Source organism: Streptomyces sp. NPDC025651 (assembly GCF_055558735.1).
The window spans coordinates 258,871-285,518 of the sequence record NZ_JBVHLZ010000012.1 but is presented as its reverse complement, the minus strand read 5'-3'; the positions used below and the strand labels follow the sequence as shown (position 1 = coordinate 285,518).

Here is a 26,648-nt window from a genome sequence, read left to right as displayed (position 1 = left end):
GGGACCCTGTGGGAGAGTAGGACGCCGCCGAACTCCTTTTGAAGAAAGCCCCGGACCGGGAACGGTCCGGGGCTTTCTTGCGTTATGGGTCGTTCTTGCGGAGGGTTCACCCATTACGGCGGGCTCGCCTATTTCGTTACGACGGGCTCACCAATTTCGTGTCGTACGCCAGGATCACCGCCTGGACCCTGTCCCTCGCGCCCGTCTTCGCCAGGATGCGGCCCACGTGCGTCTTCACCGTGGATTCCGCGAGGTGCAGGCGGGACGCGATCTCCGCGTTCGTCCAGCCCTGGCCGATCACCGTCAGGATTTCTCGTTCGCGGTCCGTGAGGGAGGCCAGGCGCGGGTGGTTCGCCGGGTCGGCAGGGGCGGAGCCGGCCGCCGGGAGATGGTCGGCGTACGCGTCGAGGAGGCGGCGGGTCAGGCTCGGGGCCACCACCGCGTCGCCCGAGGCGACGGCGCGGATTCCGGCGAGGAGTTCCTCGGGCAGGGCGTCCTTGATGAGGAAACCGGAGGCGCCCGCGCGCAGGCCCGCGTACGCGTACTCGTCGAGGTCGAACGTCGTGAGGATCAGGACGCGGGTGCGGGTGCCCGACGCGACGATGCGGCGGGTGGCCTCGATGCCGTCGAGGCCCGGCATGCGGATGTCCATCAGGACGACGTCCGGGTGGAGTTCGGCCGCCATGCGGACCGCCTCGCTGCCGTTGCCCGCCTCGCCCGCCACCGCCATGTCGTCCTGGCTCTCCAGGAGCATGCGGAAGCCGAAGCGCTGCATGGGCTGGTCGTCGACGATGAGCACGGTCGTCACGGTGTGTCGTTGTCCTTGGGGAGGTGGAGGTGGACCCGCCAGCCGCCCGGCGGGTGGGGGCGTGGCCCCGCCTCAAGTGTGCCGTCGTACAAGGCGGTTCGCTCGTGCATTCCCGTCAGCCCGCGGCCCTGGGCGGTGGGTGAGGAGTTCTGAGGGCCGCCCACTCCCGTGTCCGTCACCTCCACCGTCACGCCCTCGTCCCCGTACGTGACGTCGACCGTGGCCGTGGCGTCGGGGCCGCCGTGCTTGAGGGTGTTCGTGAGGGCTTCCTGCACCACGCGGTAGACGGTGAGCTGGCGGCCGGCGGGGACCGAGTCGGGGCGGCCGCGCACCGTGCTGCGCACCGGGAGGCCCGCGCCCCGTACACCGTCGACGAGTTGGTCCAGGTCGGTCAGGGCCGGCTGCGGGGAGAGCTCCGCGGCGGCCGGCTCGTCGTCGCGCAGGACGTCCAGGAGGCGGCGGAGCTCGGAGAGGGCCTGGCGGCTGGTCGTGCCGATGGCCTCAAGGGCCTGGGCGGCGCGCTCGGGCGACTTGGCGGCGGCGTACGAACCGCCGTCCGCGAGGCCGGTGATGACGGAGAGGTTGTGACCGATGATGTCGTGCATCTCGCGGGCGATCCGGGTGCGTTCGGCGGCCGCGGCGAGCTGGGCCTGCTGGTCGCGCTCGACCTCCAGCCGGCGGGCGCGTTCGACGAGGGCCTCCGTGTAGTCCTGGCGGGAGCGCACCGCGATGCCGAGGAGCGCGACGAGGGCGTACGCCCATACGTTCGGGACGATCTGCTGGTCCCAGCTGTCCTCGGGATAGCGGACGGCGCCGACGACGAGCGGCGCGATCATCATGAGGCCCGCCCAGCCGAGCGTCTTCAGGGGCAGCCGCATCGCGATGCTGAAGAGGACCAGCATCTGGATCAGGGACGCCTGCAGCATGGCGCCGGTCCAGCTGTTGACCAGGCCCGTGGCCACCATGACGGCGAGGACCGCCATCGGATGGCGGCGGCGCCACAGCACGGGGAACGAAAGACCCACGCTCATCAGGAAGATGAGCGGGCCCGGCACGTCCGTGTTGGGCGCGATGTTGCGCCAGCCGCCCGTCGCGTCGGTGAGGGCGGCGGCCAGGAAGAAGGCGGTGACCAGCAGATCCCAGACGAGCGGGCGCCGCCTGTCGAAGGCGGGCACCCGCTGGGTCAGCCGCTGGAGGAGCTGCGTGAGGGGATGTGGCTCGGTCACGGCCTCATCCTCGTACAAGGGTTCCTTGCCGTCATACGTCGCGCCGCTTGAGCAGCACCGTCGCCGCCGCCATGATGGCCGCCGCCCAGAGCGCGAGGGTGAGGACGGCCGTGCCCGGGGCGATGGTGTTCTCGACGCGGGTGACCGAGCCGAGCGCGCTCGCGGCCTGGGCCGGGAAGTACTTCACCGCGGTGTCCACGGCGCTGAACGGCAGCATCGTCAGGACCTCGGGCAGGATCAGGACCGCGCCGACGAACGCGCCGATGGCGCCGGGCACCGAGCGGAGCAGGGCGCCGAGGCCGAGTGCGACGAGGCTGAGAAGCGTGATGGACACGGCGCTGGTGGTGAGGGCGCCGAAGACGCCGGAGTCGGTGAGGGAGAGCGCCTTGTCGGTGTCCGAGAGCCAGATCTGGGCGACGAGGAACGTGACGACGTTCGTCGCGAGGGTCATCGTGAAGGCGACCGCGGTGAAGACGCCGGCCTTGGACCACAGGACGGGCAGGCGGCGCGGGACCGCGGCGAGCGACGAGCGGATCATGCCCGTCGAGTACTCGCCCGCGGTGACGAGGATGCCGAGTACGGCGAGGCAGATCTGGGAGAGCTGCGTGCCGAAGAGCGTGAAGACGACGGTGTCGATCTCGGCGTCGTCGCCGTCGTAGGTGGCGCCCATCGTGATGCCGACGGCGATGACCAGGACGCTCGCGGTGATCAGGGTGATCCACGTCGAGCGGAGCGTCCACAGCTTGTGCCACTCGGAGCGGACGATGCCCTTGGTGCTCAGGCGGTACGTGGCGGCCGGGCGGCCGGTGGCGAGGGTCGTGGCGCTCATGCCGCGACTCCTTCCGGGTGCGGGGTGGCAGGGGCAGCCGTCGAGGCGACGTACTCGACCGAGTCGCGGGTGAGGTCCATGAAGGCCTGCTCCAACGAGGCGGTGTGCGGGGTGAGTTCGAACAGGGGGATGCCGTGGGCGGCGGCGGTGCGGCCGATGTGCCGGGCGTCGGTGCCGCGCACGTCGAGGGTGCCGGGGGCGTCGGCGGTGATCTCCACGCCGGGGCCCGCGAGGAGCTCGCGGAGGCGGCCCGCCTCGTCCGTGACGACCCTGACGGCTCCGGTGCCCGACTCGCGTACGAAGCGTTCGACGGTGGTGTCGGCGAGGAGCTTGCCGCGGCCGATGATGACCAGGTGCTCGGCGGTCAGCGCCATCTCGCTCATGAGGTGCGAGGAGACGAGGACCGTACGCCCTTCCGCGGCAAGGGACTTGAGGAGGTTGCGGATCCACAGGACGCCCTCGGGGTCGAGGCCGTTGACCGGCTCGTCGAGGATGACCGTGGCGGGGTCGCCGAGCAGGGCGGCCGCGATGCCCAGGCGCTGGCCCATGCCGAGGGAGAAGCCCTTGACGCGCTTGCGGGCGACCTCGTGGATGCCGGCCAGTTCGAGGACCGTGTCCACGCGGCTCTTCGGGATGGAGTGGGTGTGGGCGAGCGCCATGAGGTGGTGGTAGGCGGAGCGGCCCGGGTGGACGGAGCGGGCCTCCAGGAGCGCGCCGACCTCGTGCAGGGGCGCGGGGTGGGCCGCGTAGGAGCGGTCGCCGATGGTGGCGCGGCCGCGGGTGGGGGCGTCGAGGCCGAGGAGCATCCGCATGGTGGTGGACTTGCCCGCGCCGTTGGGGCCGAGGAAGCCGGTGACGGTGCCCGGGAGGACCTCGAAGCCGAGGTCGTCGACGACGGTCTTGTCGCCGTAGCGTTTGGTCAGTCCGTATGCCCTAATCATGGCTTCGATGCTGCCGCTCGCGGGGGCGCGGATCGTCGGACCGGGGGCGGGACGTGGCGGCGGCGAGTAGTACTCGGGTACGACGGCGACCCTGAGGTCGCGTCTTGGGCGTTCCGTCCGGGTTGCCGCGAGCGTCCGTGAGCGTGCAAGAGGCGTCCCCAGGCCACATCCGGCAATGTGCGGCATGGTGGGGCCACCCCTCGTCAGGGTGAACCCCACTCACGCATGCGGCACGCGTTACGGGTGGGCCTCAGCGGTACGGGTTCTCCGCGCGGGCGGTGTGCAGGGCCTTCGCCCACCAGGCCAGCTGGTCGAGCATGACCTTGGCGGCGCCGGCGGCGCCGTCCTCCTCGTGGGCGCGGCCGCCCTCGCCGAAGTGGTCCCAGGCGCCGTGGAAGCTGACGCCGTCGCGGACGGTCGCGCAGTGCAGCTCGGCGAAGACCAGGCGGAGCTGTTCGACGGCGCGCAGGCCGCCGCCGACGCCGCCGTAGGAGACGAAGCCGACGGCCTTGGCCTCCCACTCCGTGCGGTGCAGGTCGATGAAGTGCTTGAGGGCGGCCGGGAAGCTGTGGTTGTACTCCGGGGTGACCACCACGAACGCGTCGGCGGCGTCGACCCGTTCGGCGAGGGCGGTGAGCGCGGGGGTGCGCTCGGTGCCCCAGTCCGGGTGGGCGGAGGGCAGCTCCAGGCCGGCGACGTCGATGACGTCGACGGTGAAGCCGGTGTGCTGCTCGGCGAGGGCGGTGAACCAGCCGCCGACGGTGGGGCCGAAGCGGCCGTCGCGGGTGGAGCCGACGATCACGGCGAGGCGCAGCGGAGCGGCGGCGGTGGTGGTGTTCGGGGCGGTGGACATGGCGTACTCCTCAAGAAGGCTGGTTCTGGGGACAGTTGCCGTGCTGAGCGTCAGTGAGTCTGCGCTGTCGTGGTTTCCGACAAGGCGGCCGGGGTGGTCTTGGGCGCTTCGGCCGGGCGGATCCGGGGCTCGGGGCGCGGTCGCAGCAGGGTGTGAACAAGCAGGGCCAGGGCGGCAATTGAGGCCGCCACGGTCCACAGGGTGATCTGCCAGGCCGCGGTGAAATCGGCGGCGTGACCGCCCGCGCCGGCCGTGACGCGGCCCGCGAGCTCCGCCGAGCCGACCCGGGGCTCCAGGAGGGCGAGCAGCAGGGCGCCGAAGAGGGTGAGCATGACGGCGCCGGTGCCGCCGCGGACGGTGTTGAGGAAGCCCGATGCCATGCCGACCTTCTCGGGCTCGACCATGCCGAGCGCCTGGGCGTCGATGATGCCGACGGACAGGCCCTGGCCGGTGCCGATGGTCAGCAGGGGCCCGGCGAGCGCGGCCGCGGAGATGCCGGGGTGCAGGGTGGTCAGCCAGGCGTTGCCCGCGGCGATCAGGAGCAGGGACAGGACGAGCAGGCGGCGGGCCGGGACGCCGCGGTTGACCAGGCGGGCGCCGAGCGGGGGCAGGACGAGGACGGGGACGGTCATCAGGAGCAGGATCAGGCCGGCGTCGCGTGCCGTGGTGCCGCTGGTGCCCTGGAGGTAGGTGGGCAGGAAGACCAGGACGCCGGTGGTGCCCGCGCCGAGCCCGAAGGAGCCGAGCGACCAGCCGAGGAAGGCGGGGTTGCGCGTCAGGGAGAGGTCGAGGATGGGGCGGCCGCCGCCCGCGGAGAGGCGCTTCTCCACGCGTACGAAGGTGCTGAGCAGCGCCAGGCCCGCGGCGAGGGGAAGCAGCGTACTCACCGACGCCCAGCCGGACTTGGAGCCCTGCGTGACGGCGAAGAGGGTCAGGGAGAGCCCGCCGATGAAGGTGGCGGCGCCCGCCTTGTCGACCCGCGGCGGGGTGTCGGCGCGGGACTCGGCCAGGAAACGGCTGCCGGTGAGGACGAGGGCTCCCGCGGCGGCGAAGACCAGGAACGTGGTGCGCCAGCCGAGTCCGTCCACCATCCAGCCGGAGAAGGTGGGGCCGACGGCGAGGCCGACGCCCGCCGTGGTGCCGAGGGCGGCGAAGACCCTGGTCCGCGCGGGGCCCGAGTAGGTGGCGGCGAGCAGGGAGCCGCCGCTGGCCATGACGCCCGCGGCGCCCACGCCCGACAGCAGCCGTGCCGCGTCCAGGAGCAGGATGTGCTGGGCGAAGGCGGAGGCCAGGGTGCCCGCGGCGTAGAGCGTGGCGCCCGCGGTGAGGACGCGTCGGCGGCCGAAGACGTCGCCGAGTGAGCCCGCGACGAGCATGAAGGAGGAGGCGGCGAGGAAGTAGCCGACGACGACCCACTGGAGGGCCGCGCCCGACGCGTCGAGGTCGGAGCCGATGCGGGGCAGGGCCACGGTGGTGCCCGACATCGCCATCGGCAGCGTGAACATGCCGAGCAGGACGACGAGAAGGGTCAGGACGGGACGGGCGGGACGGGCAGGACGGGAAGGACGGGAAGGACGGGAAGGACGGTCGGGACGGCCCCTGCGGTGTGGCTGAGGGGCCTGCGGAGCGGTCTCGGCAGGCATGCGAGTAAACTACAACGAGCGTTGTAGACATTACAACGGTCATTGTAGTTTTTCTGGGAGAGGTGAGATGGCGAGCAGCACGGAACGGGGCGAAGAGGGGCATAAGCCCCTGCGCAAAGGGATGTTGGAGAAGCGCCGGGCCATCACGAGCGGCGCCCGCACCGTCTTCGGGCGCGAGGGCTACACGCGCGCGAGCATCGACGCCATCGCCGCCGAGGCCGGCGTCTCCACGCGCACCATTTACAACCACTTCGGCGACAAGGAGGGCCTCTTCCGTGCCGTTCTGCTGGAGAGCGCGGCCTCGGTGACGGCGGCCACGGAGGCGCTCTTCGAGAAGCATCTGCGCAAGGTCCGTGACGTCGAGGAGGACCTCCTCGACTTCGCCCGCGACTGGGTCGGGCAGGCCGAGGCGCACCCCGGGCACTTCTCCGTCGTACGCCAGATCATCCCGGAGGGGCGGCGGCTGCCCGCGGACGTCCTGGCCGAGTGGCAGCGGATCGGGCCGCAGGCGACCCAGGAGGCCCTGGGGCGTTGGCTGTTGGACCTCGGTCGGCAGGGGTTCCTCGCCGTCGACGAGACGAACGCGCGCAAGGCGGCGCGGCACCTCGCGCTCATGGTGGGCGGCGGGGTGATGGCCGAGTCGTACTACGGGGCGCTGCCGTTGGAGGAGGCCGAGGTGGAGGGGATCGTGCGGGACGGGGTGGGGATCTTTCTGCGGCTGTATGGGGTGTAGGGCAGGATGCGCTGCGGGGAACGCGGTCGCTGCGGGTTCGTCGTGGCTGGTCGCGCAGTTCCCCGCGCCCCTTCGGGGCGCCTAGAGCTCCGGCTCCGCCCGCGCGATGAGGTAGCCGAGCTGTGCCCGTGACCGCGAGCCCAACTCCCGGGAGATCGCGGCCACATGGCCCGCCACCGTGCGCCGCGAAACGCCGAGGCGGCGCGCGATGGCGTCGTCCGTGAGGCCGGAGACGAGGAGCTTCATGACCGTGCGGCGGACCTCGTCGACGATCAGCGGCTCGCGGGTGCGGGCGGCGGACGGTTCGGCCACCGGCCTCGCCCGCTCCCAGGCGTCGTCGAAGACGGCCGCGAGGTGGGCCACGACGGCGGGATGCCTGATCTCCACGGCTCCGGAGCCCTGGCCGGAGCCGTGGCCGGAGCCCTGGCCCGAGCTCTGGCCCGAGCTCTGGCCGAGGAGGTAGGCGACGGACCGGTCGCAGAGCATCAGGTGACCGGTCAGCTGGTGCAGGGTGCGGACCTGCCCGCCCGCCCGCTCGATGTCCTGGACGTGCCGCCACTGCGCGGCATGGGTGCGGGCCGCGTGCGGACACAGGGCCCGGTGCGTGACGCCGGGCGGGACGGCGACGGGGTCAGGGAGGCTCGTCAGGAGCTCCGCACGGCAGTCGCGCACGGCCTGTTCCAGGAGCACGGGCACCGCGTCCGCGCCGTCGACGACGGTCAGCCAGTCCTGGGACTCGCGCCGCGCGGCCCGGTAGATCGCGTGGACCGGGGAGAACCCGGAGCTGATGGCGCGCAGCTGCTCCCGCTGGGCGTCGAGCAGCTCCCGCACGGGCTGGAGCAGCTCGGACTCGGCGACGTTCGGCGACACGGGCACCAGGACCCCGGGGTCGTCCGGCGGCGGCGTCAGCAGACCCAGGCGTACGAGGCAGCGGGGCGCCGTCGCGCGCGGCAGACAGCCCTTGACGACGGCGGCGCGGTAGCGGCTCAGGCCCTCGGCGCAGGGGGCATCGGCGGTGTCGGCGCAGCGGCAGCCGGTTGCGGGACCCTGTGCGTCATCGTGCATCGCACGATTATGCACCGGGATATCGAAGGCCAGGCCGCTTTCCTGCTGTGAGACTCGAAGCAGGAAAGCCAAGCGGCTATGGAATCGAAGGATCGTGGTTCATGTGAATCTCTCCGGCAGCACCGTCGTCATCACCGGCGCCGGCAGCGGCATCGGGCTCGCCACCGCCGAACTCGTCGCGCGGCGCGGCGCCCGTGTCGTCCTCACCGACCGCAGCGCCGACGCGGTGCGCCCGCACGCCGAGCGGATCGCCGAACTGACCGGCGCCGAGACCGGGTTCCGCGCCCTGGACGTCACCGACGCCACCGCCGTGGAGGAGGTCATGGGGTCGGTCGGCACCATCGACCACCTCTTCACCTGCGCGTCCGGCGCGGTGATCGCGCCCTTCGACGAGCTCACCGAGGCGCAGGTGCGGCAGTTCTTCGAGGTCAAGTGGTGGGGGCAGTACCGGTGTCTGCGGGCCGCGCTGCCCCACATGCCGAAGGAGACCGGGTCGGTCACGCTCGTCTCCGGCTACCTCTACCGCAAGGTCGACCCCGGGTACTTCGCCTTCGCCGCGGTCAACGGCGCCGTCGAGGCCGCCGTGAAGTCCCTCGCCATGGAGCTCGCGCCGCTGCGCGTCAACGCCATCGCGCCCGGCCCGACCGACACGCACGCGCATCTGATGAGCCCCGAGGAGCACCGCGCCTACCGCGAGGAGATCGCGGGACGGCTGCCGGTGGGGCGGCCCGGCACGGCCGAGGAGGTCGCCCATGCGGCGGCGTACCTGATGGAGAACGCGTTCACGACCGGTACGACGCTGGACGTGGACGGCGGCAAGCGCTGAACGGCCTTCACCGGAGCGGCAGTTCGCTCACTGGATCGGTAGCTCGCTGTCCGGCCAGCGCGCCCTGCCCTGTTCCCGTGACCGCAGCAGGGCCAGGGTCGGCAGCCCGCTGTCCGCGCCCGCGGCGAGCAGCTCCGGCAGCTGGGGCAGCGGGGCCACCGCGGCGACGTCGTCCAGGACGAGGGCCATTGGTGGGTCGAGCCGACCGGAGGATGACCGTTCGGCCATGCGCCGGCCGTGCTCGACCACGCTGGAGGCGAGTGCCGTCAGCAGTGGCATGGCACCCGGGCCCTGGTGGGACTTGGGATCCTCGATCGCCTCACCCACCACAAAAAGCGTGCCCCCTTCATCCACGAAGGAATCCAGGGTGAGCGCATCAGTTCGGTTCGGTGTACACGATTCACGGACGTGGACCGTGAACAGTGCCGAGAGTGCGCGGGCGGTCAACTCCTGTGCGATGTCCCGCCGTTCGGGGTGCGCGGTGAGCGCGGCCTCCAGCTCGCCGGCGGCTCCGGACGCGGCCTTGGGGTGCGTACGGAGAAGGCGTACCGCCTCCTGGACCTGCGTGCCCTGGGACCAGCGGTGGACGAGCTTCATGGGCTTGTCGGCCACCGCGGCGGCGTGCAGGAAGCTGCGCATCAGCGTCCGCGCGGTGTCCGCCACGGCGCTGTCCAGCTTCGCGGTCGGCCTTATCGGGGCGAGGAGGGCGGCCGCGCGCTGATCGGCCGTCGCCCTGTCGTGGCAGCCGGAGGTGGGGGACCAGTGCAGGCGGGCCGGGGTGTCGCAGAGGTGGAGGGGGTCGTAGAGCAGGACGGGGCCGAGCTTGGCGCGGGCGTCCTTCGTCTCGGCCCACAGGGTGGGGTCGGAGGTCAGGACGAGGGCCGCGCCCTCGGCGTCCTGGATGGCCTGCACGGCGAGGGGCCGCCGGGTCGCGGGGCCCCCGAGGACCAGCGGGGCGCGGGGAGTGGGGACCGAAGGGCCGGGGCCGGGGATCGGGGAAGCGGCGGCGACCGGCTCGGCGGCGGGGGCGGCGTACGGGGCCGACGCGACGCACGAGGCTGACGCGGCGGACTCGACCGGCGCCGGGGGTTCCACGGCCGCGGTGGGCGCAGGGGGCGCAGGGGGAGCGGCGGACACAGGGGGCGTGACGGACTCGACGGGCCCGGCAGCCGCGGCGGCACCAAAGAGACCGGCAGCCTCAGCGGTCGCCGCAGCCCCAGCCGCCGCCGCAGCCCCGGAAGCCTCAGCAGCCCCGGACGCCTCAGCAGGCGCGCGCGCCGCACTCGCCCGGCGGGCCCTCCGCACCGCCCTCCACCGCGTCACCGTCCCCATCACGAAGACGGTCAGCACGATCAGGACCATCAACTGGCCGATGAACAGGCCCCAGAAAAGGCCGTACCCCGAGAGCTGGTCCGCCGGTGTCTGCGGCCACGCGCCCGCCACGTCCTGCGGATTGCCCACCAAGTGCCGTACGGCAGGCGGCGTATGGCCGAACGACACCTTCTCCGGCCAGGCCCCGTGCGCGAACCGGCCCGCGAGGTTCGTGGCCGACCAGACGAGCACCGTGGCCCCGATCAGGAAGCCGAGGAAGCCCACCAGAAGCCCGTCGGGAACGCCGCGTTCGGGACGGCCTCCCCTCTCCGGGCCGCGTCCGCGAGGAGACCGGACCCCGTCCCGGCCCCGGTCCCGCTCCCACTCATCCCGCATGCTGCTCCATGTACGCCGCCCGCTCCTCCGCCTCCAGCTCGGCCGCGCGCATGGCGTCGTCGACCGGTCCTTCGTCGGGGAGGTCGGAGGACGACTCGGTCATGGCGCGGTCCGTGAAGACCAGCGGCCGTTCCGTCTCCGTGATGAGGTGCTTGACCACCTGGACGTTGCCGTTCACGTCCCAGACCGCGATGCCCGGGGTGAGGGTGGGGATGATCTCCACCGCCCACCTCGGCAGGCCCAGCACCCGCCCCGTCGCCCTCGCCTCGTCCGCCTTCTGGGCGTAGATGGTCCGGGTCGACGCCATCTTCAGGATCGCCGCGGCCTCCTTCGCCGCGGCCCCGTCGACGACGTCGCTCAGGTGGTGGACCACCGCCACGAACGACAGACCGAGCCGTCGGCCGAACTTCAGCAGGCGCTGGAACAGCTGCGCCACGAAGGGCGAGTTGATGATGTGCCACGCCTCCTCCACCAGGAAGATGCGCTTCTTGCGGTCGGGCCGGATCCAGGTGTGCTCCAGCCACACGCCCACGATCGCCATCAGGATCGGCATCGCGATGGAGTTCCGGTCGATGTGCGAGAGGTCGAAGACGATCAGCGGGGCGTCCAGGTCGATGCCGACCGTCGTCGGACCGTCGAACATGCCCCGCAGGTCACCGTCGACCAGGCGGTCCAGGACCAGCGCGACGTCCAGACCCCACGCCCGTACGTCGTCTATGGCCACGTTCATGGCCTCGGCCGACTCGGGCTCGGGGTGCCGCAGCTGCTCGACGATGTCGGTGAGGACCGGCTGACGCTCCACGATGGTCTCGTTCACGTAGGCGTGCGCGACCTTCAGGGCGAAGCCCGAGCGCTCGTCCAGGCCGTGCCCCATCGCGACCTCGATGATGGTCCTCAGGAGCGCGAGCTGGCCGGTCGTCGTGATCGCCGGGTCCAGCGGATTCAGCCGGATGCCCATGTCGAGGGCGGCCGTCGGGTCGAGCCGGATGGGAGTTATCCCCAGCTCCTGGGCGATGAGGTTCCATTCGCCCACCCCGTCCTCGCCCTGCGCGTCGAGGACCACGACCTGACGGTCCTTGAAGCGCAACTGCCGCAGGACGTACGTCTTCTCCAGCGCCGACTTGCCGTTGCCGGACTCGCCGAGCACCAGCCAGTGCGGGGCGGGCAGCTGCTGCCCGTACAGCTGGAAGGGGTCGTAAATGTAGCCCTTGCCGGAGTACACCTCGCGGCCGATGATCACGCCCGAGTCGCCGAGGCCCGGCGCGGCCGTCGGGAGGTAGACCGCCTGGGCCTGCCCCGTCGACGTACGCACCGGAAGCCTGGTCGTCTCGACCTTCCCGAAGAGGAAGGAGGTGAAGGCGTCCGTGAGGACGGTCAGCGGATCCCGCATCGTGGCAGCCTGCCTCTACGTCTAGCGTCGGATGCCGGTCGCGAACGGCAGCGTGTTGACGAAGGCCCTGTGGTGCTCGCGGTCGCACCACTCCAGCTTCAGATACGACTTGCCGGCGGAGGCGCGGATGGTGCGCTTGTCGCGCGCGAGCGCCTCGGGGGAACGCGACGAGACGGTGATGTAGCCGACGAGGTTCACGCCCGCCGCGCCGCTCGCCAGGTCCTCGCCGCGCTGGTCGAGGCGGGAGTGCGAGGCGATGTCGCGGGGGTCGACCGTGCGGTTCATCTTGGCCTGGCGGCTGGCCTCCGCCTCGTCGTTCGTCTTCTCGGTCAGCATCCGCTCGATGGCGACCTCGGTGGGCTCGAGGTCCATGGTCACGGCGACCGTGCGGATCACGTCCGGGGTGTGGACGAGCAGCGGCGCGAGGAAGTTGACGCCGACCGGAGTCATCGGCCATTCCTTCACCCAGGCCGTGGCGTGGCACCAGGGGGCGCGGGTGGAGGACTCGCGGGTCTTGGCCTGGAGGTAGGTGGGCTCCATGGCGTCGAGCTCGGCGGGCCAGGCGTTGCGCTTCGTCATCGCCTGGATGTGGTCGATGGGGTGGTCCGGGTCGTACATGGAGTGCACGAGGGAAGCCAGCCGCCCCTGACCGAGCGGCTGGCGTACGCGGATGTCGGCTTCCTGCAGTCGCGAGCAGATGTCCGTCAGCTCGCGCGCCATGACGACCGCGAGACCGGCGTCCTTGTCGAGCTTCCTGCCGCCGGCCGGGCGGGCCGCGCGGGCCATCGCCTGGGCCTCGCCCGCCAGATCGCGGGAGTAGTGCATGCAGGCGACGAGGTAGGCGCGGTGCTGTTCGCTGCTGGTCGACACCATCGACTGCAGCTGGTCGTACGACTGCTGGAGCCACGGCAGGGCCCGGTCGTCGCCGCGCTGGCTGACGTCCTTGGCGTGCGCGTCGGGGTCGGCGGGCAGCGTACGCGCGAGCATCTGGAGCCGCGTCACGAAGCCGTCCCCGTTGGCGACGTGCTTGAGGAGCGTCCCGAACCGGTCGACGAGCGCTTCCTGGTCCTCGGAGTCGCGCAGCCCGACACCCGGGCCCTCGATCTCGATGGCCGCGGTGACGGTCCGCCGGTCCGCGTGCAGCAGGACGGCGATTTCATCCGGTCCGAAGGGCGCGGCCAGCCAGCTGATGCGGCCGATACCGGGCGGCGGCCCGATCTCGACCTCCCTGCCGTCGAGCCGTACGCCGGCCTCGGCCGCGGCCGAGCGGTAGGCGGTGCCGCGCTTCAGGGACCGCTTGTAACTGCGGTTGATCTCGAACCACTTGTAAAAGGTCCGGCCCTTGTACGGGACGTACACCGCGGCGATGGCGAGCATCGGCAGGCCCGTGAGCAGCACGATGCGCAGGGAGAGGACGGGGACGAGGAGTCCGCACATCATGCCGAGGAACGCCCCCACGATGATCAGGGCGATCTCCCCGGTCTCGCGGTTCTTGCCGACGATCGCGTTCGGCCGCGCGCGGCCGATCAGATATGTGCGGCGGGGCGCGACCGGCTGGGACACGTGGGACTGGGTCGTCAACGCCCTTCACCTCCCGTGCGGTTGGTACTGCTGTTGCTGTTGTTGCGGGACCCGCCGCGGTTGCCCGCGTGCGGCGTGTTCGTCGCGCTGGAGCGCGGCGGGGGTGCGGCGGAGGGGACAGATCCGCCGCCGTTCGACGAGCCGCCGCCTCCGGAGGGGCGGCTGCTGTGGGCGGCGACGCCGCCGCTGGCGGGGTTGGCGGGCCGCGCCTGGTTGTTGCCGCCGCCGCTTCCGCCTCCATTGCCCCGGGCGCTGTGGGTCTTGATGCCCTGGGAGACGAGGGAGGCGGGAGAGCTGATCACGGCGGCGGCCTTGTTCTCGGCGCCGCGCATGATGCGGTTGTTCCGGGAGTTCGCGATCTCGTCCCCGAAGCCCGGGACGAAGCGGTAGATCATGGCGCTCGCGAAGATGGCGAGCAGGATGATCGAGAGCCCGGAGACGACGGCCGAGAAGGAGTCCGGCCCGTCGTCGGCGGAGAGCGCGCCCGCGAGCCCGAGCACGATCACGATGATCGGTTTGACCAGGATGACGGCGATCATGATGCCCGCCCAGCGGCGGACGTGCGACCAGAGGTTCTTGTCGACGAGGCCCGCGTACACGACGGTGCCGAGCAGTGCCCCCACGTAGAGGAGCGCGGCTCTGATCACGAGCTCCAGCCAGAGGACGCCCGCGGCGAGGATCGACACGAGGGAGACGACGATCAGCATGATCGGCCCGCCGCCGATCTCCTCGCCCTTCTTCAGGGCACTGGAGAACGTCCCGAAGAACGTGTCCGTCTGACCGCCCGTCGCCTTCGCGATGACGTCCGTGACGCCGTCCGTCGCCGAGACGACGGTGTACAGGATCAGGGGCGTGAAGGCGGAGGCGAGGACGGTGAGCCAGAGGAACCCGATGGCCTCGGAGATCGCGGTGGTCAGCGGGACGCCGCGGACGGCGCGCTTGGCCACCGCCATCAGCCACAGGAGGAGGGTGAGGACGGTGGAGGCGGCGAAGACGACGGCGTACTGCTGGAGGAACTTGGGGTTGGTGAAGTCGACGTTCGCGGTCTCCTTGACGGCGTCGGACAACTTGTCGACGGTCCAGGAGGCGGCTTCGGCACAGCCCTTGGCGAGGGAGCTCAGGGGGTCGGTGGAGGAGTCGTCGAAGGGGGCCTCGGCGGGGTATTTGCCTTCGTTGCCGCCGCCGCTGTCTTGGCCTCTTTCGCAGTATTTTTTGGCGGGGCCGACGATGAGGTCGCATCGGTCGTCGTCGGGCTCCGGGGCGGCGTAGGCACGCGAGGCCAGCAGGACCGCCGCCACCTGGACGGCCGAGGCGGCAGTGAGCTTCAGTACGCGACGGCTAGCGGGCATACGTGAACCCTCCGTACTCCTCGATGGCCTTGGCGATCTCCTCGGCCTTGGAGATCTTGTTGTCGCCGTTCACGGGAGAGGGGCCGTCCTTCGACCGGAAGCTCTCGACCTTCCAGTCGCCGTCGGCCCACCGGAGCTTGAGGGTCAGTGTGAACCAGTCGTTGCTGACCGGGTTCGTCGTGTCCTCTCCGGCTGTGCCGAAGGCACCCGTGCACCAGACCTCGACGGTCGCCGCGCTGTCCGAGTACGCCGTGGCCTTGGTGCCAACAGGCACGGTGCGCGAGACGTACGTCTGGCCGGGCGCGGGGTTGCCCTTCTCATCCAGGCCGATCTTGTCCAGGAAGTCCTTGGAGTACGTCTTGTCGAACTTGTCCTCCAGCTCGTTCACCTTGTCGGCGACGAAGAGCCGGCGCACGATCTCGCCGCGGCGGTCCGGCTTGAGGATGTCGGCCGAGACCAGTGACACCGCATAGTTGGAGGCCGCACTCTGAGCCCCCTGCGCGTCATGACCGAAGCCGGAGGCAACCGGCTTCTCCCCGGAGGGGGCCGTGGGGGCCGCAGCCCCCGCCTTCTCCCCGCCCCCCTCTCCGGAGGAGTCCCCGTCACCGCCCCTGTTGGCGAACGCGATCGCCGCGATCAGCAGGACCACGACTCCGACCACCGTCACCAGGCTCCGCGACGACGTGCCGCCGGCGCGGCCGGATCTGCGGGCGCCGTAGACGTCGCCGCCTCCGCCCTCCCCCTCGGGGAGCCTCGTGCGGGTCTCTCCCGAGCCGCCGAAGAGGCCGTCGTTCCGCTCGTCGTCGTGACTCATGCCGCGTACGCCCCCTCAACCTCTCGCTGAACCGCCACGCAGGACACGTAGGCCACGTACGACGGTAGCCGTGCTGGTTCCCGCGCGGGCGCGGTGTGGTGACTCGACATCAGGGAGTTGCAACCTCAGCCGGTGGGCACGACGGACAGGTGGGGAGAGGGGACAGGGGAGAGGGGACAGGGGACATGGGGACGTCGGAGGGGAGAGAGGGGGGCGAGGCGGGGAACGGGCCGCTAGACCGCCATGCCGTAGACGATGGTGAACAGGGTGCCGAGCGAGCCGATGATGAAGACGCCGGTCAGGCCCGCGATGATCAGGCCCTTGCCCTGCTCCGCGCTGAAGGTGTCGCGCAGCGCCGTCGCACCGATGCGCTGCTTCGCCGCGCCCCAGATCGCAATGCCGAGACAGAGGAGGATGGCGATCGCCATCACGACCTCGATCATCACGCGTGCCTCGTTGCCCAGGCTCCCGAAGGGACCCCAGTCGGGGGCGATCCCGCCGATGATGGTGGTGATGTCGCCCTTTTCGGCTGCCATAAGCATGTGTAACTCACCGCCCCTAGTGGGTTGTTCTGCCACCTCTGCCCACCTCGGTGCAGAGGACAGCTCATTCTCGCCGACAATCGGGCCCGCGCATGTCGCCTTGGCGCCATTCGTTGGCCGACTTCGTGCGTTTCCTCGTACGTGATGTCTGGTCACTCTGTGTATCACGCGGTACGACGCCGGGCAATGACGGTTCGGCGCGCCTCTGACCTGGTGTTCTGACCTGGTGTTAGGTCAGCCCGAGCCCGGCGGTCCCGCGGGTCACGAAGGAGCAGTCGGTGTAGCGGTACGCGGTGCTCAGCCTCGCGCCGTCGGCGCGATTGCGTACGGTGGCCCGCTTGTAGAGGAAGTGGTACTCCCCGGCGGGCAGCCGGAGGGTGGTCCTCGGGTACTTGCCGACGCCGGCCCGGCAGGCCTTGTCGCCATCGGACTTGGTGGCGTAGATGCGGCAGGACGTGCAGTCCTTGAGCTTGACGGTGCCGGTGGTGGGGCCGGTGTAGAGGACTTCCAGGGCGCCGGGGCCGAGGTTGGCGACGACGAAGTCGACCTTGCCGCCGCCGGAGGGTCCCGCCGGGGGCAGGCGGCGGCCCGCGCTCGGTCGCTCGGCGGCGATCTCGGCCGCGACGGCGATGTCCTTGGCGCGCTCGCGCCTGCCGTTGGCCGGGTACTGCTCGGCGAAGCCTTTCAGCGTCTCGGCGGCCTTGGTGAAGGCGGCGTCCTCGAACTCGTCCACGCCGCAGGCGTAGACGCCGCGCTCGACGGCGCGGTCGATGGCGTCGCGCAGGTCCCCGGTGCCGGTGTCGTCGTCGTTCGCGGGCAGGCCCGCGGCGGTGTCGTCGAGGGTGCGCAGCTCGTCGACGGCGGGGCAGGGGGCGTCGCCCTTCAGCTCGGCCGCGCGTGTGTCGACGGCGGCGCGCAGGGCGGGCTCGACCTTGGCGGCCTGGTCCGACTCGGGGAACGTGCTGAGGAGTTCGGTGAGCGGGCCGTTCGCCTCGGAGCGGCCGAGGGCCTCGGTCCCGCATTCGTAGAGGGACGTGGCGAGGCGGTCGTCGGGCCAGGTGGCGAGGGCGCCGAGGTGGTCCTTGCCGTCCGCGCCGAGGGTGTCGGGGACGGTCCGCAGGTGTTCGAGCGGGGCGACGGCGTCGCAGTACCGCTTGGCCTCGTAGGGGGCGGCGGCCGACTTGTAGTACGCGTCGAGGCTGTCGGGCAGGCGATCCGCGGCCTTGGACCCCTCGTGGTCCTCGGCGAGGCCGCGGTAGATGCCGAGGGCCTTGTCGTACCGGCGCTTCGCCGCGTCGTCGAACGGCTGTCCGTCGAGGCCGGCGACGATGCGGTCGGCCCGTTCGAGGCGGTCGACGAGCATCTGCTCGACGGCCTCGTCGCGCGCGGCCTCGTACGCGTAGGACCCGCCGGCGGGCACGGCGAGCAGGACGACGCCGAGGGCCACGGCCACGGGGGTCCGCAGCGGCCAGGGCCGCCGGTCGCGGGTGGCCCGGAGTGCGCCGTGGGCGGCGGCCAGGAGCAGGAAGGCGGCGTATCCGAGGAGTACGCCGCCGGGGATGCCGTCGACTTCGGCGGGCAGCGCGACGACGAGCAGTGCGGCGGTCGCGGCGCAGCAGAGGAGTGCGAGCAGGAGGCGCCGCAGGAGGAGGTAGCCGAGGCCGAGTCCGGTGAGGTTGAGGAGGGCGACGGCGAGGGGGCGGAGGGGGTCGCGGGGGTGGTGGGGGTGGTCGGGGTGGAGGTGTGGGGGGTGAGAGGGGGGTGGAGGCTGGTGTGGGGGTGGGGGCTGGTGTGGGGCTGGAGGCGCCTGCGGAGGCGGGGGTGTCTGTGGGTGTGGGGGTGTCTGCGGCTCTGGAGGAGTGCTGGGCGGCATGTCCGGCGGTGGGCCGAACTCACCCGGGCGGTCGTCGCCGGGGCCCTCGGCACGCTGATCCCTGGGTTCCATCGTCGGCTCCCCCCAGCCGTGACGCGGTCGCATAACGACCAATTCCCCCACGATCGAGGTTCATTGGAGGCACGTCAATCGGCTGGGATGGAGCACTTCGCCTCGTCTGACCTGGGCGTTTCCCTGGTCGCACAGTTCACTTGCGTGACTCGGCCGCAGTCCGGGCCTTCGGGGTGCGCGGCAGGGGGTTCTCGAAGCTGACGTTCTCGGCGATCTGACGCAGCAGGCTCCGGTACTCCGCGCGGCGGCTCACGGCGGTGGTGCCCAGCGTGAGGACCACCAGGCGTCGGCCGTCCGGGTGCGGGAGGTGGGCGAAGAACTGGAGCACCGGGGCCTGGGGGAGGCCGGAGTCGGCGTTCGGGGTGCGTACGCGTTCGCTGAACGATGCGGGGCCGCAGGGCAGTTCGAGGTACGCGATGTTCGTGTGCCCCTCGGCGCCCGCGACGGCTCGGGCGGCGGTTGCGGCGGGGGAGGCGGGGGCGATGTCTCGCCAGGAAATGGTGAAGAGGGAGAACAGGAGCCCGTTCTTGGTCTCGCCGCTGCTGGTTTCGGATACGTCGTCGCGGTGCAGGCCGATGGAGCAGTGCACGGTACCGGCCTCGGTGAGCGCTGCCAACAGCTGTTGGGCCAGCGCAACTTGAGCCAGGAACTGCTGCCGGGCGGCGTCGTCCGGAGCGGAATCCAGGAGCGGGGTGATGGCGGTGCGCAACTCGTCGGCTGCGGGAGAGCCGGGCGGATTCAGCAGCGTACTGATGGGGATTGAGGTGAAGCCTGCAGGCTCGGCGAACCAGACGTCAGCGTTCGGGTCTTTGACGGATTCGTCGAGAACGAACTTGGGACTACTCAACAGTGCGTCTCCATAAGGCGACAGGTGTCAGCGGTTTGGGGTGACTCCGGCGCGCCGACCGCGTTCGAGGTCTGCGGGCGTGACGCCCCATTCCGCGATTCGGTTGCCGTCGCCCTTTCCCAGGCCTTGGTCGAGGACCTGGAATCGACGGGGCATCTGACCGTTCGGGGTGGGGGCGGCGATGAGACCGATCATGCGTGGGTCACCGGCGAACCAGATCGTCGCGATCTGTGCCTTCAGCTGAGGTTTGGCGCGGGGTGCCAACCGACGGGTCCACCAGTTCAGGCGGAAGTGCTGAGTGAAGACCAGTGGGAGCTGCTGCTGCGGGTTGGCGGGATTGGGGAACTCAAACCATCCGTGCTGCGATCCCACAACTCCTGGATAGTCCGCCAGGCCGCGAGGGACGTCATCCAGCACCTGCCAAGGAAATGTGCGCAGGATGCGCCGCATGCTCAGGGCCGCGGGGAAGTAGCGCAGTTGAACGTACGCCCGGTAGAAGCCGTAGATGAAGTACGGCATGAAGATCCACACGACCCAGTCGGGTGTCTTGGTGGAGATGCCGAGCAGTGCGATCCACCCGCCGACCCACCCGACAAGCCCGGCCACGTTCAGGAACATGTGCAGCATCCAGGCGCGGCGTGTTGGGGGGTGATCCCATGCGGCGGCGAATTTGTCAGGGTTCACTGAGACACTTCTTTCTGCAGTGGAGAAGGTCAGAAGGCGGCGCGCAGGAGAGACGGAAGTGCCGGCAGGTCGACACCGAGCCGCGTGCCGTCGATACCAGTTCCGACCTGTCCCTTGATCTCGTCATCGGATGCCAAGCCGTAGCCGGCAGTCACAAGTCCGATGCCGGCGGAACCCTTGGCGACGGAGTCGATCACCACGGCCGGATTGCTTGTGCGACTAAACACGCGCTCAAGCATGGGATTTGCGGCGCTGCTCATGCCTCGAGCGCCTTCCGACGTCTTGCTTCCGAAGAGGGCCAGTTTCTGCCCGAGGCTCAGGGTCGTCTCCCCTGTTCGTATGGTCCGCGCGGTCTGGAGACCCCCTTTGAGGGTAGCGCCGAGCCCCGGAACCATGCCCAGGCCGTCAGCACCGACTGAAACCAAGTTGCTGAAGAAGTCGGCGTCGAACTCCCCTTTGGTGACCCCGTCCCACAATGACGCTCGCACTGCCGGATCCGACATTCGAGCACTGAGCGCCCCTGTGCTGAGAACTGCTGCACCCGTCAGGAGGAGGGGCAGCGCAACAGGGCCGGTAAAGATCAGGGCCGCCAACGCAAGAACCCCGGCAACGGCGCTGAGAATGTCCGGCAGATTCTCCTTGACCCATTCGCAGGCCTTCTCGAACCAGTTGGGCTCCTGCGGTGCCAGCTTGTCCGTCGCGTCGCGGATCTTCTCCGCGCGGTGCTTGGACTTCTGGTCGTGCTCGTGCTGCAGGCTTCGGGCCCGGCCAAGGATCCGGTCGAGCTCGGCCTGGGCGTCCTCGACCTTCCCGTCGGCGAGCTTCAGGGCCTTCTTCGCGTCGTCCTGCCTCTTGCCCTTCTTGTCCAGGTCCGGGTCGTCGCCCGCAGCGCCGGCGTGCCCCTTCGCGGCCTTCAGCGCCTCCCGCGCCTCCTTGGCCTGCCTGTTCAACTCCCTCGCCCGGCGCTGGAAGTCTTCCAGGTCGCCCTCCCAGCGCTCCAGCTGCTTCGCCGCCTTCTCGATGGAGCGCGCGGCGTTCTTGAGGTTCAGGGCGAGCGGCCCGTCCTCGACGGTCTCGCGGAAGGCGACGGCCGCGTCACCCTCCCAGTAGCTGCCGTCCATCAGCTTGGTGACGACCTTGCGGGTGTCACGGAGGACGGTGACGCAGCTGTCCAGCTTCTTGTGCAGGTTCCTCACGGTGTCGCAGTCGCCGGGGGTGGGGTCGAAGCCGAGGTCCGGGTAGGTGGATGCGCTCGTCACTTCGGGATCTCCACGATGTCGCCCTTGGTCTTCCCGGCCTTGTTCATCGCCTTCGTGAGCGCGTCCTCGACCTCCATGAAGGCGTTCTTGTTCTGCTCGACGATCTTGGAGAGATCCTCCGTCTGCTCGCCGATCTGCTCCGCGCCGTACTTCCAGTCCCCCTGGAACTCCTCGCAGGCCTTGTCGAGCTCGTCCGTCCCCAGCCCGCCGACGGTCGCGTCGGCGAGGGCGGTGCGCAAGCCCTTGAGGGACGTGACGGACCCGTCGAGCAGCTTCATGAACTGTTCGAGTTCGACCGCGTCGACTCTGAGCTTCTCCGCCATCGCTGCCCCGCCTTCAGTCGGTACCTGTCGTGTCGGGCTCGACGCTCATCGTGCCGTCAGCGGGAAACAGGAGGCGGGAGTTCGGCGGGATTCGCACGTGCGTTCTTCGCAGTGGTGGATCTTGCCGCCGCCCTCGAGGTCCCCGCGTCGCGCGGTCGGACGGTGAGCAGATTCGGCCGACGCTATCCACGGGGCGTGTGATTTCGCCAGTGCGAAGCTCTGGGGTATGTGTCTGGACCCGGAGATTTCGGGCGCAGAGTGGCGCGAATCGGGTCCTGTGGCCGGACCGTGGCCGAGAGGCCCAGGACAGGCCGATGCCTCCCGGTCGGACCTGGGAGGCATCGGGGTCCGGCACGGTCAAGGGCGCTTCGTGCCGGTGTTCCTGGGCGGGGCGCCGAGGCGATCAACCCGTACGAGTGCCGAGGCGATCAACCCGTACGAGTGACGAGTTCGGTCAGCCGGCAGGGGAGTCGCTGACCGGGGCGACCGGGCTGATCCGGACGGGGCCGGTGAGGGCCTGGGAGTCGGGGTTCTCGGGCGGGAGGGAGCCCGCGGGCCAGTCGATGGTGACGGTCTTCGTCTCGTTCGGCGGCGTCACCAGGATCTTGGTCACGCGGACACCGGAGCCGCCGGAGTTGTTGAGCGGGAACAGGATGTTGAAGGCGGCTGACTCGCCGTCCTTGATGACGCCGGTCACGGGCTTGTCCTCGGTGCGCTCCGCGGACAGGGAGTCGCCCGCGGCCGTCTGCAGGTCGACGCCCGCGAAGCCGCCGACGGTGCAGTCGCGGCCACCGCCGTTCTTGAAGACGACGGTGACGACGCCCTCCTCCTTGTCGGTGGTGTTGTCGGTGGAGGACACCTCCAGCTCGTCGCTGCGGCAGATGCCGACCTTGCCGTTCTCGTTGGAGCCGGTGCCCGCGAGGGTGCCTTCGCCGCCGCTGCCGCCGCTCTTGGAGGCGCCGCTGCCGGAGCTGGAACCTGATCCGGAACCGGAGCCGGAGCCCTCGTCCGAGGAGCCGCCGCCGGAGCCCTCGCCGCCGCCCGTCTGGGAGCCGGAGGAGGAGCCGGCCGGGGCCGCGTCCGTGCTGCCGTCGTCGCCGTTGCACGCGGTGAGCGAGAGCGTGCCGAGCAGTGCGAGTCCGGCGAGCAGGGTCTTCGAGGCGTGCTTGAGCTTCATGGGATCCCCCGTGAGTTCGCGGTGAGACGTCGTGAGTTCGTGATGAGACGTCGTGAGTACGTGATGTGGCGCGTGACGTTCGTTCGGGCTCTCGGCCCGTGGTGTCCGGCCCGGAAACAGAGAAACGGGTTCCGGTCCTTGGGGGCAAGGAGCGTCGGGGGATCAGGGACGCTGGAATGCCGATAGGGGTTCTGACCTGCAGAAATACCCATTCCCTGGAATGCCGTCATGGGACGTGCCGGCGCCTGCGGAGGGCTCGGTTCAGCGTTCGCCCTCCGGGGCCCCGTACCAGCGCCACTTCGTCAGGCGTGCCCGGCCGGGGAGCTCACCGCGGCCCGTCGCCCACAGGAGGGTGGGCCACGGGTCCGTGTCCTTCGGGGCGTCCGGGAAGAGGCGGTTCAGTACGCGTGCGCAGAGGTCGGCGGGCGGGTTCCAGGAGTCGCCGACGCCGAGGCCGCCGGCGATGTCGTACGTGTGGACCAGCGTCTCCACGATGCCCATCGCGGCGAAGCCCTCCGGGTCGGAGACGCCCCAGCCGTGGTGGGCGCGGACCGTGGCGGGCGTGGTCGCGACCATGCCGGTCAGCAGCGCGCCGCACGACTCCACGACCTGGAGCAGCCCCGCGACCCCCGCCTCGCGGTCGGCGAAGGTGACGTTGGAGGGACCGCCATGCCTGCGCTCGTACCAGAGGAAGGGCACCTCGGTGTCCAGGGGCGGCTTCTCCGGGCCGAGTTGGGCCGCGTACGCGAAGAGATCGTCCGCGAGGTGCTCGGCGGTCTCCCAGCAGTCCCAGTCGATGCCACCCGCCTCGACGCTCCAGTCCGCGTCGTCGGGCACCTCGCGAAGGGCGGCCACGGCGAGACGCACGGCGCGGGTGACGTCGGTGGCGGTGACGGAAGTGGCGGCGTCCGGGGTGGTGGTGTCGGAAGCGGCGGCGTCCGGGGTGGTGGGCTTGCGGTCGGTGGAATCTTCGGTCTCAGACATGGCGGGACCGTAGCAGCGACGTGCCGGGCGCTGGCCAAGGGTTTTTTCGGGGCCGGCTGCTACGGGCCGTCGACGCCCTCCACGAGGTCGTCGGACTCGCCTTCGTCCGGTTCGGCGAAGGAGACCGTCTGGAGGACCGCCGCCATGAGGTTGCAGAACTCGGTCCAGTAGTCCGTGGACGCGGTGTGGAGTGTGAAGACGGCGGTGAACGGGCCTGTGGGGAACGGGATATGGACTTGTATCTGTCCGGTGAGGAGGTCGGTTGCCTCGCCGGTCGCCGTGATCTCCGGATTCAGCTTGTACTCGGTCAGGGTGATGCAGGAGACCGCGGGGCCGCACGGCAGGTCCAGCCATCGGGCGTCGTTGTGCGGGGTGCTGGAGAGGATGGCCAGGATTCCCTGGGCGACGGTCTCCGTGTCGCCTGATGCCTGGTCGGTCGGGACGGCTGCCACGGTGAACGCGCACTGGGCGACGCCGTGGGAGCCTTCATGTCCGATTCCGGCGCTGTCCTGGGTCTCGCCGTCGTTTTCCTCTTCCGCGTCCTCCGCCATGGAGAAGAGCCCCATCGCCGAGTAGGAGACACCGGTCTCCGCCATGAGCTCGGCCAGTCCCTCGTAGTACGGAGCGGCGGGCTCCCAAATGCGTTCGTCTCCGCGGGAGTAGAGGCCGCGTACGAACTCATGGGCGCGTTCGGCACGTTCCTCTGGCGTGGCGGCGAGGGGGAGGGCGTAGAAGCCGTCGGGGACGTTGAACCATATGGGCGGGGGATCGAGCTGGTCGGACGGCGTAGCTGGAAAGCCGGTTGGAGATGTCATGGGGCGGAGGCGTCCTGGGCTGGTTCGGAGCAGGGTCAGAAGTCTTCGGGGTGGTAGTCCTTGAGCTCCACTTCTCTACCGTCGGCGTCCATGAGCAGGGCGTTTTCGGATAGGCCGAAGAAGGAGTCGACTTCGTCCGGTGCGAGGAGCTCGACCCGGTAGTGGCCGCAAGGACGACGACTGACGACAGGGGTTCCTGTGTGCGGCTCGCCGGCCGTGCCTGATGCGGCGATGAATTGCTCGACGGTCCTCTGCTGTGCCGGAGTGAGAGCTGACTGCGGGATCAGGTCGAGAGGGTGTAGCAGGTACCGGGTGAACTTCTCGCATGTGACGGCACGCAACCTGCACCATGAGTCGTCGCTGAAGACGACTTTGACGTCGTTCCCGTCCTTGAAAGGTTTCGGCTCGACCCGGCTGATCCGGGAGCGTGGAATCTCCCAGAGAGTCTCGTCCTCGATGAGCTCATCGTTCCGCTTGGAGTACGGGAACCCCACGATGACCAGCCGACGGTCGGTGACGATCGCGTGGGTGCGGTAGTGCTTCGCGTCTGATCGCCCGGGGTCCAGCTGCCAGGGCAGGGTGCGGGCGATGGCGCCCGGGGCGGCCCACATGACGGGGAAATCCTCGACCTCGTCGGCGCGCTCGTCGGAGGTGTCCGAGCCGGACTTGGAGGACGAGGGGCCGCTGCCTCCGCCACCGGTGAGGACGGCCATGGTGGCGACGTACAAGGCGAGGGCTCCACCTTTGCCGATGTTCCGTACAAGAGAATGCCCTGTCGAGCGGGCTGTGTACTCGGTCCCTTCGGGCCAGCCCGGCAGCTCGTGCTGAATGTCATTGCGCTCGGTGTCGCGGAACCACCGCATGCCTCGGACAGGCATGGCCGCGCCAGTGGCGAAGGTGACCATCGTGCGGCTGAGAAGGATCTCGCCTGCTTCGGGCTGCCAGATGTCCATATTCGAGTGCATCTTCCTACGCAGCGGCTCTGGTGTCATTGCCAATGGGGTGTGCTCTTCCTGCCCCTGAGCGGAATGCTCAGCCGCCCGAGGCGGACTTCTCGAACTGGTCGCCGGGGAACAGTGCTTCTCCTACATGCTGGTGGATGCTCGTGACCTTGGGGAAGATCTTGAGTCCGGCATCCATGGCGATGCCTGCGCCCATCGGGTTGATGTTCACACCCGGAATGAAGTTGGCTCCCTTGGAACCGAGCCACTGGCCCGAGTGATATCCCTGGTTGGCGAGGCCGCCCATGCGTGACGCCAGACCGCTGGTGGCGTGGGAAACCTCGTAGACATGCTCGGCTGTTCCGCCTAGCACCACCTTGCCGGGCAGCAGTGGGACGCCTCCCTTGACGAGGCCGGCCTGCTCTCCGGTGGCCAGCAGCAGACGCGACCTGCCGATGCTGGTTGCTTGGAAGCCCTTGCCGAGTTCGCCAGCCTTGGTGGTGCCTGCCTTCAGCGCAAGTGCCGGGGTCTTGCCGGCCACCTTGATTCCCTTGCTGAACATCCCGATCCCGGGCATGAGCCCCAACGCATCCAGCCCCATCTGCGCCCAACTCACATCGGCCCCGCCCATTTTGGCGAGCCCATGAGCCCCCAGCGCCAGCCCGCTGGTGATGAGCGCCGCCGTACCGAAGACCGCGGCGAGCGGCGGGAAAGGAAGCGTGACGATGGCCAGGAGTCCCAGCACGGCCGTCAGATCGCTCAGCAGGTCGCCGATCAGCTTGATCAGGTCGGCGTGGTCCTTTAGCCACTTGCCGGTCGCGTCCCACGCGTCCTTGACGCCCTTGGTGAGCTTGTCCCAGAAGCCCGGCTCGTCCGGGGCGATGTCGCCGGCCTTGTCGAGTTCCTTGCTGATCGCCCCGGCGGCCTTGCTGTAGCGGTCCTCCAGGTCGCGGACGTCCCCGATGACCTCGTCGACCTCCCCCGAGGCCTTGGCGGACTCCTTGCTGTCGGGCTTCGCCTCCGAGCGGGCGTCCAGTTTCTTGCCGGCCTTGATCTCAAGGCGGTCGGCCTCGTCCTGGAAGTCCTGGAGCTCCCGGGCCCAGCGGTGCAGCGCGCGCGAGGCCTTGTCGAAGGATTCGTGGCTCTTGCGGATCAGCGGGGTGACGTCCTCGCCGATGTACTCGGTGAAGGCGAGCGCGGCCTTGCCCTTCCAGGCGCCGCACTCGATCCGCTCCAAGTCCCGTACGGCCGTGCCGAGTTCGGAAGCAAGACCGCCGAGCTTCTTCGCCAGGTCCCGGGTGTCCTCGACGTCGCCCGGGGTGGGGTCCCAGCCTATGTGGGGGAACGCGGGTCGTTTGGTGCCCAC

At 70.2% G+C, this 26,648-nt stretch carries 25 protein-coding genes; 2 read left to right on the top strand and 23 right to left on the bottom strand.

Features of this window, described 5'->3' with window-relative positions; translation table 11 throughout:
- Nucleotides 1-136: 136 nt before the first annotated feature.
- The 6 genes from ACZ4D5_RS35680 to ACZ4D5_RS35655 form a co-directional block, all read right to left on the bottom strand.
- Entirely contained in the window at nt 137-808 is a 672-nt protein-coding gene (locus ACZ4D5_RS35680) for a response regulator (RefSeq protein ID WP_467776635.1), read from the bottom strand.
- Entirely contained in the window at nt 805-2,034 is a 1,230-nt protein-coding gene (locus ACZ4D5_RS35675; protein WP_467776634.1) for a sensor histidine kinase, read from the bottom strand. The genes ACZ4D5_RS35680 and ACZ4D5_RS35675 overlap by 4 nt, the downstream gene beginning before the upstream one ends.
- Nucleotides 2,035-2,065: 31 nt before the next feature.
- Complete coding sequence (locus ACZ4D5_RS35670; RefSeq protein ID WP_467776633.1) at nt 2,066-2,863, bottom strand: ABC transporter permease; 798 nt, start codon at nt 2,861-2,863, stop codon at nt 2,066-2,068.
- Nucleotides 2,860-3,804, bottom strand: coding sequence for an ATP-binding cassette domain-containing protein (locus tag ACZ4D5_RS35665; RefSeq protein WP_467776632.1), 945 nt, complete (start codon nt 3,802-3,804; stop codon nt 2,860-2,862). Before ACZ4D5_RS35665 ends, ACZ4D5_RS35670 begins: the two co-directional genes overlap by 4 nt.
- 250 nt (nt 3,805-4,054) lie before the next feature.
- A complete protein-coding gene (locus tag ACZ4D5_RS35660) occupies nt 4,055-4,657 on the bottom strand; it encodes an NADPH-dependent FMN reductase (protein ID WP_467776631.1) in 603 nt (200 codons plus the stop codon).
- A gap of 50 nt (nt 4,658-4,707) precedes the next feature.
- The gene (locus ACZ4D5_RS35655) at nt 4,708-6,300 is read right to left on the bottom strand and encodes an MFS transporter (RefSeq protein ID WP_467776630.1); all 1,593 of its coding nucleotides are present in this window, start codon (nt 6,298-6,300) and stop codon (nt 4,708-4,710) included.
- A 67-nt stretch (nt 6,301-6,367) separates the two neighbouring features.
- Between ACZ4D5_RS35655 and ACZ4D5_RS35650 the strand changes: the two genes are divergently transcribed.
- Nucleotides 6,368-7,033: a TetR/AcrR family transcriptional regulator gene (locus tag ACZ4D5_RS35650; protein WP_467776629.1), complete on the top strand. Its 666-nt coding sequence runs from the start codon at nt 6,368-6,370 to the stop codon at nt 7,031-7,033.
- 81 nt (nt 7,034-7,114) lie between these two features.
- On the opposite strand, the gene ACZ4D5_RS35645 is transcribed toward ACZ4D5_RS35650, so the two are convergent.
- Nucleotides 7,115-8,098: a helix-turn-helix transcriptional regulator gene (locus tag ACZ4D5_RS35645; RefSeq protein WP_467776628.1), complete on the bottom strand. Its 984-nt coding sequence runs from the start codon at nt 8,096-8,098 to the stop codon at nt 7,115-7,117.
- 94 nt (nt 8,099-8,192) lie between these two features.
- Between ACZ4D5_RS35645 and ACZ4D5_RS35640 the strand changes: the two genes are divergently transcribed.
- The gene (locus ACZ4D5_RS35640; protein WP_467776627.1) at nt 8,193-8,924 is read left to right on the top strand and encodes an SDR family NAD(P)-dependent oxidoreductase; all 732 of its coding nucleotides are present in this window, start codon (nt 8,193-8,195) and stop codon (nt 8,922-8,924) included.
- Nucleotides 8,925-8,951: 27 nt separating this feature from the next.
- Here ACZ4D5_RS35640 and ACZ4D5_RS35635 read toward each other — a convergent pair whose 3' ends face one another.
- The 16 genes from ACZ4D5_RS35635 to ACZ4D5_RS35560 form a co-directional block, all read right to left on the bottom strand.
- A complete protein-coding gene (locus ACZ4D5_RS35635) occupies nt 8,952-10,631 on the bottom strand; it encodes a P-loop NTPase family protein (protein ID WP_467776626.1) in 1,680 nt (559 codons plus the stop codon).
- Nucleotides 10,621-12,021, bottom strand: coding sequence for an ATP-binding protein (locus ACZ4D5_RS35630; RefSeq protein ID WP_467776625.1), 1,401 nt, complete (start codon nt 12,019-12,021; stop codon nt 10,621-10,623). Before ACZ4D5_RS35630 ends, ACZ4D5_RS35635 begins: the two co-directional genes overlap by 11 nt.
- A gap of 21 nt (nt 12,022-12,042) precedes the next feature.
- Complete coding sequence (locus tag ACZ4D5_RS35625) at nt 12,043-13,602, bottom strand: SCO6880 family protein (protein WP_467776624.1); 1,560 nt, start codon at nt 13,600-13,602, stop codon at nt 12,043-12,045.
- On the bottom strand, nt 13,599-14,951 hold the full coding sequence (locus tag ACZ4D5_RS35620) for a hypothetical protein (protein ID WP_467776623.1): 1,353 nt from the start codon (nt 14,949-14,951) through the stop codon (nt 13,599-13,601). Before ACZ4D5_RS35620 ends, ACZ4D5_RS35625 begins: the two co-directional genes overlap by 4 nt.
- A complete protein-coding gene (locus ACZ4D5_RS35615) occupies nt 14,941-15,765 on the bottom strand; it encodes a DUF8175 domain-containg protein (protein WP_467776622.1) in 825 nt (274 codons plus the stop codon). Before ACZ4D5_RS35615 ends, ACZ4D5_RS35620 begins: the two co-directional genes overlap by 11 nt.
- Before the next feature lie 233 nt (nt 15,766-15,998).
- The gene (locus ACZ4D5_RS35610) at nt 15,999-16,307 is read right to left on the bottom strand and encodes a hypothetical protein (RefSeq protein ID WP_055570172.1); all 309 of its coding nucleotides are present in this window, start codon (nt 16,305-16,307) and stop codon (nt 15,999-16,001) included.
- Nucleotides 16,308-16,536: 229 nt separating this feature from the next.
- Nucleotides 16,537-18,252: a hypothetical protein gene (locus ACZ4D5_RS35605; RefSeq protein WP_467776621.1), complete on the bottom strand. Its 1,716-nt coding sequence runs from the start codon at nt 18,250-18,252 to the stop codon at nt 16,537-16,539.
- 136 nt (nt 18,253-18,388) lie between these two features.
- On the bottom strand, nt 18,389-19,099 hold the full coding sequence (locus ACZ4D5_RS35600; protein WP_467776620.1) for a hypothetical protein: 711 nt from the start codon (nt 19,097-19,099) through the stop codon (nt 18,389-18,391).
- 27 nt (nt 19,100-19,126) lie between these two features.
- Complete coding sequence (locus ACZ4D5_RS35595; protein ID WP_467776619.1) at nt 19,127-19,783, bottom strand: hypothetical protein; 657 nt, start codon at nt 19,781-19,783, stop codon at nt 19,127-19,129.
- A gap of 29 nt (nt 19,784-19,812) precedes the next feature.
- On the bottom strand, nt 19,813-21,042 hold the full coding sequence (locus ACZ4D5_RS35590; RefSeq protein ID WP_467776618.1) for a putative T7SS-secreted protein: 1,230 nt from the start codon (nt 21,040-21,042) through the stop codon (nt 19,813-19,815).
- Nucleotides 21,039-21,365, bottom strand: a complete 327-nt coding sequence (locus ACZ4D5_RS35585) for a hypothetical protein (protein ID WP_467776617.1) — start codon at nt 21,363-21,365, stop codon at nt 21,039-21,041. The genes ACZ4D5_RS35590 and ACZ4D5_RS35585 overlap by 4 nt, the downstream gene beginning before the upstream one ends.
- 454 nt (nt 21,366-21,819) lie before the next feature.
- A complete protein-coding gene (locus ACZ4D5_RS35580) occupies nt 21,820-22,542 on the bottom strand; it encodes a DUF4232 domain-containing protein (RefSeq protein ID WP_467776616.1) in 723 nt (240 codons plus the stop codon).
- Nucleotides 22,543-22,803: 261 nt separating this feature from the next.
- Nucleotides 22,804-23,526: a hypothetical protein gene (locus ACZ4D5_RS35575; RefSeq protein WP_467776615.1), complete on the bottom strand. Its 723-nt coding sequence runs from the start codon at nt 23,524-23,526 to the stop codon at nt 22,804-22,806.
- Nucleotides 23,527-23,585: 59 nt separating this feature from the next.
- A complete protein-coding gene (locus ACZ4D5_RS35570) occupies nt 23,586-24,341 on the bottom strand; it encodes a hypothetical protein (protein ID WP_467776614.1) in 756 nt (251 codons plus the stop codon).
- 35 nt (nt 24,342-24,376) lie between these two features.
- Nucleotides 24,377-25,294, bottom strand: a complete 918-nt coding sequence (locus tag ACZ4D5_RS35565) for a hypothetical protein (protein WP_467776613.1) — start codon at nt 25,292-25,294, stop codon at nt 24,377-24,379.
- Nucleotides 25,295-25,373: 79 nt separating this feature from the next.
- Nucleotides 25,374-26,648, bottom strand: a complete 1,275-nt coding sequence (locus ACZ4D5_RS35560; protein WP_467776612.1) for an enoyl-CoA hydratase/isomerase family protein — start codon at nt 26,646-26,648, stop codon at nt 25,374-25,376.

Excerpts from the sequence above, each read along its gene's own strand:
- ACZ4D5_RS35620 (WP_467776623.1), bottom strand. The coding sequence starts at position 14,951 with ATGCCCGCTAGCCGTCGCGTACTGAAGCTCACTGCCGCCTCGGCCGTC.
- ACZ4D5_RS35635 (WP_467776626.1), bottom strand. The coding sequence starts at position 10,631 with ATGCGGGATGAGTGGGAGCGGGACCGGGGCCGGGACGGGGTCCGGTCT.
- ACZ4D5_RS35665 (WP_467776632.1), bottom strand. The coding sequence starts at position 3,804 with ATGATTAGGGCATACGGACTGACCAAACGCTACGGCGACAAGACCGTC.
- ACZ4D5_RS35645 (WP_467776628.1), bottom strand. The coding sequence starts at position 8,098 with ATGCACGATGACGCACAGGGTCCCGCAACCGGCTGCCGCTGCGCCGAC.
- ACZ4D5_RS35570 (WP_467776614.1), bottom strand. The coding sequence starts at position 24,341 with ATGACATCTCCAACCGGCTTTCCAGCTACGCCGTCCGACCAGCTCGAT.
- ACZ4D5_RS35610 (WP_055570172.1), bottom strand. The coding sequence starts at position 16,307 with ATGCTTATGGCAGCCGAAAAGGGCGACATCACCACCATCATCGGCGGG.
- ACZ4D5_RS35565 (WP_467776613.1), bottom strand. The coding sequence starts at position 25,294 with ATGGACATCTGGCAGCCCGAAGCAGGCGAGATCCTTCTCAGCCGCACG.
- ACZ4D5_RS35605 (WP_467776621.1), bottom strand. The coding sequence starts at position 18,252 with ATGGAACCCAGGGATCAGCGTGCCGAGGGCCCCGGCGACGACCGCCCG.
- ACZ4D5_RS35655 (WP_467776630.1), bottom strand. The coding sequence starts at position 6,300 with ATGCCTGCCGAGACCGCTCCGCAGGCCCCTCAGCCACACCGCAGGGGC.
- ACZ4D5_RS35650 (WP_467776629.1), top strand. The coding sequence starts at position 6,368 with ATGGCGAGCAGCACGGAACGGGGCGAAGAGGGGCATAAGCCCCTGCGC.
- ACZ4D5_RS35660 (WP_467776631.1), bottom strand. The coding sequence starts at position 4,657 with ATGTCCACCGCCCCGAACACCACCACCGCCGCCGCTCCGCTGCGCCTC.
- ACZ4D5_RS35575 (WP_467776615.1), bottom strand. The coding sequence starts at position 23,526 with ATGTCTGAGACCGAAGATTCCACCGACCGCAAGCCCACCACCCCGGAC.
- ACZ4D5_RS35615 (WP_467776622.1), bottom strand. The coding sequence starts at position 15,765 with ATGAGTCACGACGACGAGCGGAACGACGGCCTCTTCGGCGGCTCGGGA.
- ACZ4D5_RS35585 (WP_467776617.1), bottom strand. The coding sequence starts at position 21,365 with ATGGCGGAGAAGCTCAGAGTCGACGCGGTCGAACTCGAACAGTTCATG.
- ACZ4D5_RS35630 (WP_467776625.1), bottom strand. The coding sequence starts at position 12,021 with ATGCGGGATCCGCTGACCGTCCTCACGGACGCCTTCACCTCCTTCCTC.
- ACZ4D5_RS35580 (WP_467776616.1), bottom strand. The coding sequence starts at position 22,542 with ATGAAGCTCAAGCACGCCTCGAAGACCCTGCTCGCCGGACTCGCACTG.
- ACZ4D5_RS35670 (WP_467776633.1), bottom strand. The coding sequence starts at position 2,863 with ATGAGCGCCACGACCCTCGCCACCGGCCGCCCGGCCGCCACGTACCGC.